At 74.1% G+C, this 7,803-nt stretch carries 6 protein-coding genes; all 6 read left to right on the forward strand.

Going from position 1 to position 7,803, the window contains the following annotated elements; translation table 11 throughout:
- Window positions 1–96 precede the first annotated feature (96 nt).
- Window positions 97–876 carry an NUDIX hydrolase gene (locus ACSJD1_RS09375; protein WP_438855036.1) on the forward strand — a complete coding sequence of 260 codons (780 nt, stop codon included), beginning with the start codon at window positions 97–99 and terminating at the stop codon, window positions 874–876.
- Window positions 873–2,303 (forward strand): quinolinate synthase NadA, encoded by a 1,431-nt coding sequence (nadA, locus tag ACSJD1_RS09380; protein WP_438855037.1) that lies wholly within the window; start codon window positions 873–875, stop codon window positions 2,301–2,303. The genes ACSJD1_RS09375 and nadA overlap by 4 nt, the downstream gene beginning before the upstream one ends.
- 1 nt (window position 2,304) lies before the next feature.
- Window positions 2,305–3,957: an L-aspartate oxidase gene (locus ACSJD1_RS09385; RefSeq protein WP_438855038.1), complete on the forward strand. Its 1,653-nt coding sequence runs from the start codon at window positions 2,305–2,307 to the stop codon at window positions 3,955–3,957.
- Entirely contained in the window at window positions 3,957–4,820 is an 864-nt protein-coding gene (gene nadC, locus ACSJD1_RS09390; RefSeq protein ID WP_438855039.1) for a carboxylating nicotinate-nucleotide diphosphorylase, read from the forward strand. The genes ACSJD1_RS09385 and nadC overlap by 1 nt, the downstream gene beginning before the upstream one ends.
- A complete protein-coding gene (locus ACSJD1_RS09395) occupies window positions 4,817–5,959 on the forward strand; it encodes a cysteine desulfurase family protein (protein WP_438855040.1) in 1,143 nt (380 codons plus the stop codon). Before nadC ends, ACSJD1_RS09395 begins: the two co-directional genes overlap by 4 nt.
- Before the next feature lie 195 nt (window positions 5,960–6,154).
- Window positions 6,155–7,711, forward strand: a complete 1,557-nt coding sequence (locus tag ACSJD1_RS09400) for an MDR family MFS transporter (protein WP_438855041.1) — start codon at window positions 6,155–6,157, stop codon at window positions 7,709–7,711.
- Window positions 7,712–7,803 lie beyond the last annotated feature (92 nt).

Raw genomic sequence — 7,803 nt, forward strand, 5'->3', positions numbered from 1 at the left:
CACGCGATTCGCGTTCGTGTCATGGTGACTGTAAGCTGGGCCACATCGACTTCGCGTCACAGTGACTCTAAGTCGCATCATCGGGAGGAGGAGCGGATGTCGCAGCACGACGCGCACGCGCGCCTGGCCGTCTCGACGGTCATCTTCGCCCTCGCCCCCGACCAGGCCGACGGCGTCGCCGATGATCGCGAGCGCCCCGGGAGCCTGCGCATCCCGCTCGTCCGGCGGCTCAGGGAGCCCGGCCTCGGCCGCTGGGCGCTCCCCGGCGGCTGGCTCCCCGTGAGCGAGGCGCTCGACGGCGCCGCGGCTCGCACGCTCAACGAGACGACGGGACTCGCGCCGAAGTACCTCGAGCAGCTCTACACGTTCGGCGACCCCGACCGCTCCCCCGGCGAGCGCGTGGTGTCGGTGGTCTACTGGGCGCTCGTGCACTCCGACGAGGTCGAGCGCGCCGTCTCCGACGAGAACGTCCGCTGGTTCGATGAAGACGCGCTGCCCGAGCTCGCCTTCGACCACGCCGCGATCATCGACTACGCGCTCCGGCGCCTTCGCACGAAGCTCGTCTACTCGCGCATCGCGCACGCGCTCCTCGGCGAGCGCTTCACGATGGCCGAGCTCCGCCGGGTGCACGAGGCCGTCCTCCGGCGACGCCTCGACCCCGCGAACTTCCGCCGCACGATCGAGGCGTCCGGGACCCTCATCGACACCGGCGAACGCCTCGCCGGCACGCGGCACCGCCCGCCCGCGCTCTACCGCTTCGACCCCGCACACTCGCCCGTGGCGTCGCCCTCACCGGCGCCGGCGGCGCCGCCGCTCGCGGCATCCGCCACCGCATCCCCCACCAGGCCCGGAACGCACAGCAAGGAACCGCAATGAGCACCATCGCAACCACGCCCGAGCGCGAGGTCCGCCTCGCGGCATCCGTCGATCGCACCATCCGGCTCATCACCACCGGCAGGGCGTCAGGGGAGACCTGCACGCCCGACCTCGCCAAGGGACCGTGGGAGTTCGACGCCGGACCCGCCGGCTACGGCCCCGGCTCGTCGATGGGCGACGTGATCCCGACCGGGTCGCCGCGCCAGGGTGCGCTGCCCGCAGAGTACCGCGAGGCGTCCGACGCCGAGCTGCACGACCGGATCCGTGCGGCGAAGGCGACGCTCGGCGAGAAGGTCGTCGTCCTCGGCCACTTCTACCAGCGCGACGAGGTCGTGCAGCACGCCGACTTCACGGGCGACTCGTTCCAGCTCGCGAACGCCGCCATGACGCGCCCGGAGGCCGAGGCGATCGTGTTCTGCGGCGTGCACTTCATGGCCGAGACCGCCGACATGCTCTCGCGCCCCGACCAGGCCGTGATCCTGCCGAACCTCGCCGCGGGCTGCTCGATGGCCGACATGGCCGACGAGTCGGGCGTCGAGGAGTGCTGGGAGCAGCTCGAGGAGGTGTACGGCGACCTGACCGCCACCGACGCCGACGGCCGCGTGCCGGTCATCCCGGTCACGTACATGAACTCGTCGGCGGCGCTCAAGGGCTTCGTCGGCCGGAACGGCGGGATCGTCTGCACCTCGTCGAACGCGACGACCGTCCTCGAGCAGGCGTTCGCGCGCGGGCAGCGCGTGCTGTTCTTCCCCGACCAGCACCTCGGCCGCAACACCGCGAAGGCGATGGGCGTTCCGCTCGAGGCCATGCCGATGTGGAATCCGCGGAGGGCCCTCGGCGGTAACACCGCCGACGAGCTCACCGACGCGCGCGTGATCCTCTGGCACGGCTTCTGCTCGGTGCACAAGCGCTTCACGGTCGACCAGATCGAGCGCGCCCGAGCCGAGCACCCCGGCGTGCAGGTCATCGTGCACCCCGAGTGCCCGATGCCGGTCGTCGATGCGGCGGATGCCGCGGGCTCGACCGACTTCATCGTGAAGGCGATCCAGGCGGCGCCCGCCGGGTCGACGTTCGCGATCGGCACCGAGATCAACCTCGTGCAGCGCCTCGCGGCCGAGCACCCCGAGCACGAGATCTTCTGCCTCGACCCGGTGGTCTGCCCGTGCTCGACCATGTACCGCATCCACCCGGGCTACCTCGCCTGGGTGCTCGAGGAGCTCGTCGCCGGTCGCGTCGTCAACCGCATCTCGGTCGGCGAGGAGGTCGCGGTGCCCGCGCGGCTCGCGCTCGAGCGCATGCTGGCGGCGAAGCCCCCGGCCTCGGTGCCGGTCCCGGCCGGGTCGACGATCGCCGCGGCGACGGACGCCGCGGCCGCGCGCTCCTCCGCCGTCTCCGCCTCCCCCGCCGCCGCGACGACCGGGGCCTGACATGACCGCCGTGCTCGTCGTCGGCTCCGGCATCGCCGGGCTCTGGACGGCGATCCGCGCCGCGGAGGCGGGCTGCGAGGTCGCCGTCGTGACGAAGGCCGCGGTCGACGAGGGCTCGACGCCGTGGGCGCAGGGCGGCATCGCCGCCGCCGTCTTCGCGGGCGATGCGCCGGAACGCCACGCCGCCGACACGCTCGCCGCGGGCGCCGGACTCGGCGACGCCGAGGCGGTCGAGGTGCTGACGACGCAGGGCCCGGCGCGCATCCGCGACCTGATCCGATTCGGCGTCGCATTCGACCGCGACGAGTCCGGCATCGCACGAGGCCTCGAGGCGGCGCACTCGCGCGCCCGCATCCTGCACGCCGGCGGCGATGCGACGGGTGCGGCGATCGAGGCGGCGCTCGTGGCGACGGTCCGTCGGCGCGGCATCCGCGTGCTCGAGCACACGACGCTCGTCGACCTCGTCGTCGAGGGCGGCCGCGTCGTCGGGGCGCGAGTGCTCGTGCAGGGCGGGGCGGATGGCACCGAACCGACGGACGCCGCCGACCCGACGGGCGCCGCCGACCCGACGGGCGCCGCCGCCGACGCCGCGCGAGTCGTCGAGCTCCGAGCCGACGCCGTCGTGCTCGCGACGGGCGGTGCGGGCATGCTGTACGCCCACACGACCAACCCCGACGTCGCGACCGGCGACGGCGTCGCCGCCGCGTCCCGCGCGGGCGCTGAGATCGCCGACCTCGAGTTCGTCCAGTTCCACCCCACGGCGCTGGCGGTGCCCGGGACGCCGCTGATCTCCGAGGCCGTGCGCGGTGAGGGTGCGGTCATCCGCGATGCTGACGACCGCCGGTTCCTGCTCGACGTCGATCCGCGGGGCGAGCTCGCACCGCGCGACGTGGTCGCACGAGCGGTCTGGCGGCGGATGGCCGAGCAGGGCGGAACGCCCGTGCACCTCGACGCGACCGCGCTCGGTGCGCAGTTCCTCGCCCGGCGCTTCCCGTCGCTCGACCGGGCGTGCCGGGCCGCGGGCTTCGACTGGTCGCGCGAGCCCGTGCCGATCGTGCCCGCCGCGCACTACGCCATGGGCGGGATCGTCACCGACCTCGACGGCCGCTCGAGCCTCCCCGGCCTCTGGGCCGTCGGCGAGGCCGCGCGCACCGGCGTGCACGGCGCGAACCGTCTCGCCTCGAACTCGCTCCTCGAGGGCGCGGTGTTCGCCGAGCGCGCCGCCGCCTCGATCGCCCACGCGGCATCCGGCCTCGCCCCGGCACCACGGCCTTCGGGAGGAGAATCCGCCCGACACGCCGAGCGGACCCACTCCGCGGCCGGCGCGTCGGCGGGAATCTCCTCCGCTGCGACCGTACGGCGGGTCGTCGACCGCGATGAGCTGCGGCGATTGATGTGGGAGCACGTCGGGCTCGAACGCGACGCGGCCGGGCTCGCCGAGGCATCCGCCCGCCTCGAGGGCTGGCAGGCCCCTGATCCCGTCGACCGGCGGAGCGCCGAGGACCGCAACCTCCTCGACCTCGCACGGCTCACCGTCGCCGCCGCCCTCGCCCGCACCGAGAGCGTCGGCGCCCACACGCGAACCGACGCACCGTCGGCGCCCGCGGCTGCCCGCAGCACGCACCGACCGACCACGGAGAGGCAGGCCGCCTGATGACCGAGACCCGCGAGATCGAGCGGATCGTGCTGATGGCGCTCGACGAGGACGCCCCGTGGGGCGACCTCACGGGCGAGACGCTGATCCCCGAGTCGGCCACCGCGACGGCCGAGCTCGTCGCCCGCGAATCCGGCGTCTTCAGCGGCGCGCGCGTCGTCGAGGCGACGTTCCGGCTCGTCGACCCGCGCATCGAGGTGGAGGTGCTCGCCGCCGACGGCGACCGCTTCGGGCCGGGCGACGTGCTCGCGCGCGTCGCGGGTCCCGCGCGCGGCATCCTGCGCGCCGAGCGCGTGGCGCTGAATCTCGTGCAGCGGATGTCGGGCGTGGCCACCCTCACCGCCCGGTACGTCGCAGCGATCGAGGGGACCGCCGCGCGCATCGTCGACACGCGCAAGACGACGCCGGGCCTTCGCAGCCTCGAGCGCCAGGCCGTGCGCGACGGCGGCGGCCGCAACCACCGGCGTTCGCTCTCCGACGCGATCATGGCCAAGGACAACCACCTCGCGGTGCTCACGGCCGGCGGCACCGACCTCGCCGAGGCGCTGCGCGCCGCGCGCAAGCGGATGCCGCACACCGCGCACCTCGAGGTCGAGGTCGACCGGGTCGAGCAGATCCCCGCCGTGCTCGCGGGCGGCGCCGACACGATCATGCTCGACAACTTCGACCTCGACGCCCTGCGCGAGGGCGTCGCGCTCATCGACGGCCGCGCCATCGTCGAGGCCTCGGGCGGGGTGAACCTCGACACGGTCGCCGGCATCGCCGCGACGGGCGTCGACGTCATCTCGGTGGGCGCGCTGACGCACTCGGCGCGCGCGCTCGACCTCGGACTCGACGTCGTCATCGAATCGGGTCGCACGTGATCTTCGCCGATCACGCCGCGACGACGCCCGTCCGCCGCGAGGCGCTCGAGGCGATGTGGCCGTACCTCACGGGTGCGTTCGGCAACCCGTCGAGCCGCCACGGCGTCGGCGAGGAGGCCGCGCGAGCGCTGGCCCGGGCGCGCGACGAAGTCGCATCGGTGATCGGATGCCGCGCGGGCGACGTCGTGTTCACCTCGGGCGGCACGGAGGCCGACAACCTCGCCGTGCTCGGACTCGCACTCGCGAACCCGCGCGGCCGGCACGTCGTCGTCTCCCCCGTCGAGCACGAGGCGGTCCTCGGGTCCGCCGACGCGCTGCATCGCCTCCACGGCTTCGAGGTCGACGAGGTCGCGGTCGACGCCGCCGGGGCCGTCGTCCCCGACGCGCTGGCTCGGGTCATCCGCCCGGACACGACGCTCGTCTCGGTGCAGCTCGCGAACAACGAGGTCGGCACGGTGAATCCTGTCGCGGAGCTCGCCGGGGTCGCTCACGGTTCGGGCGCCCTCATGCACACCGACGCCGTGCAGGCGGCCGGATGGCTGCCGCTCGCGATCGACGACCTCGGCGTGGACGCACTCTCCCTCGCCGGGCACAAGGTCGGGGCGCCCAAGGGCACGGGTGCGCTGATCGTGCGCGGCCGCCTGCCGATCGAGCCGGTCCTGCATGGCGGCGGGCAGGAGCGCGGACGCCGCTCGGGCACCGAGAACGTCGCCGGCGCGGTCGCCTTCGCGACGGCGCTGCGGCTCGCCGACGATGAGCGAGCGGATGCCGCGGCTCGCGCGACCGCGGCGGCGGCGCGCTTCCGCGGACTCGTCGCGACGGCGGTGCCCGAGGCGGTTCCGACGGGTCATCCGGACCGTCGCCTGCCGGGCACGGTCTCGTACGTCTTCCCCAGCACCGGCGGCGAGGCGGTGCTGCTCGAGCTCGAGCGGCGCGGGGTGATCGTCTCGAGCGGGTCGGCGTGCGCCGCGGGCAGCGACGACCCCTCGCACGTGCTGACCGCCATGGGCGTCTCACCCGACGTGGCGCGGACGGCCGTGCGGTTCTCGTTCGGCGGCGACGTGACCGAGGCGGATGCCACGACCGCGGCGGGCGCCCTCGCCGAGGCGGTGTCGGCGGTCCGCGGTATCGTCCCCTGATCGGGCTCGTGCGACGCCCCCGGCCCGTGGGGGAGGTCCGCGACGGTGCATGCATTCGCATGCAACGGTCGGATCGGGAATAGCGCTCGCACGACCGCGGGTTGCATTCCTCGTTCGCCCAGCCGGGGGCGGCACTGCCGTGCCCGGCGAACCGAGCAACGACGACGACGAGACGAACCGACGACAGGACGCACCGTGAGCGAACGATCCGCACCCGACACCGATTCGATCGCCGTGCCCGACCCCGACGTCTCGTCCGCCGCCGAGGCCGAGGCGGCCGACCGCGCCATCGACCAGCACATCGCCGCGGCGCGCCCCGAGCACGGCGCACGCAACACCCGCGTCATCTGGTTGCTGCTCGCGGCCACGTTCACGGTGTTCCTCAACGAGACCATCATGAGCGTCGCGATCCCCGAGCTCGTCGACGACCTCGGCGTGACGCTCTCCGCCGCGCAGTGGCTGACCACGGCGTTCATGCTGACCATGGCCGTGGTGATCCCGATCACGGGCTTCCTGCTGCAGCGGTTCCCCACCCGGCCGATCTTCGGCGCGGCCATGACGCTGTTCTCCGCGGGCACGCTGCTCGCCGCGCTCGCACCGGGGTTCGAGGTGCTGCTCGGCGGTCGCATCATCCAGGCCACCGGCACCGCGATCATGATGCCGCTGCTCATGACCACGCTCATGACCGTGGTCGCCCCGGCCGACCGGGGCCGGTTCATGGGTCGGGTGTCGATCGTGATGTCGGTCGCGCCCGCGGTCGGTCCCGCGATCTCGGGCCTGATCCTCAACACGCTCGGCTGGCGCTACATGTTCTGGCTGGTGCTGCCGATCGCGGTCACGATGCTCGTCATCGGGCTCCGCCGCGTCGAGAACGTCAGCGAGACGCGCGTCTTCCCCATCGACGTCTTCTCGGTCGTGCTCTCGGCCTTCGGCTTCGGCGGCCTCGTGTACGGCCTGAGCCTCGTGGGCGAGGTCGCGAGCGGCCGAGCGCCCGGCGACGCCGTCGCGATGTGGGTCGCCCTCGGGGTCGGCGCCATCGGCATCGCGGCGTTCATCGTCCGCCAGCTGTTCCTGCAGCGCGGCGATCGGGCACTCCTCGACCTCCGCACCTTCCGCTCGCGGAACTTCGCCGTCTCGATCGCCCTCATGGCGGTGATGATGGCCGCGCTCTTCGGCACGATCATCCTGCTGCCGATCTACCTCCAGGACGTGCTCGGCCTGGAGCCGCTCGCGACCGGCCTGCTCGTGCTGCCCGGCGGCCTCGTCATGGGCCTGCTCGGGCCGACGGTCGGTCGGCTCTACGACCGGGTCGGCCCCACGCCGCTGCTCGTCCCCGCGAGCATCGGCGTGAGCGCGGTGCTCTGGTCGCTCACGCTCGTCACCGAGACCACGCCGCCGTGGATGATCCTCGCCGCGCACGTCGTGCTCTCGATCTCGCTCGCCTTCATGTTCACGCCGCTGTTCACCACCGCCCTCGGGTCGGTCGAGCCGCACCTGTACTCGCACGGGTCGGCGATCGTGGGCACGCTCCAGCAGGTCGCCGGGGCGGCGGGCACCGCGCTCTTCATCACGGTGATGACCGCGACCGCGGTGGGCGCGTCGGCCGGCGGTGCCGAGGCGATCGTCGCGCAGGCCGCGGGCGTGCGCAGCGCGTTCCTCGTCGGCGCGATCGTCTCGCTGTTCGCGATCGTCGGCGCGACGTTGGTGCGCCGACCGGCGGACATGCCCGCGCACGGAGCACCCGCCCACTGAGACCGGCGGGGGGGGGGGGGGGGGGGGGGCGCGGGGGGGGGGGGGGGGGCCCCGGGGGGGGGGGGGGGGGGGGCGGCCCCCCCCCCGACGAC

It is taken from the genome of Agromyces excoecariae (genome assembly GCF_051715505.1).
In the GTDB taxonomy this organism is placed as follows: domain Bacteria; phylum Actinomycetota; class Actinomycetes; order Actinomycetales; family Microbacteriaceae; genus Agromyces.

What these genes read in the sequence shown, in the direction of transcription:
- ACSJD1_RS09375 (WP_438855036.1), top strand. Translation starts at nt 97, where the DNA reads ATGTCGCAGCACGACGCGCACGCGCGCCTGGCCGTCTCGACGGTCATC.
- nadA (WP_438855037.1), top strand. Translation starts at nt 873, where the DNA reads ATGAGCACCATCGCAACCACGCCCGAGCGCGAGGTCCGCCTCGCGGCA.
- nadC (WP_438855039.1), top strand. Translation starts at nt 3,957, where the DNA reads ATGACCGAGACCCGCGAGATCGAGCGGATCGTGCTGATGGCGCTCGAC.
- ACSJD1_RS09385 (WP_438855038.1), top strand. Translation starts at nt 2,305, where the DNA reads ATGACCGCCGTGCTCGTCGTCGGCTCCGGCATCGCCGGGCTCTGGACG.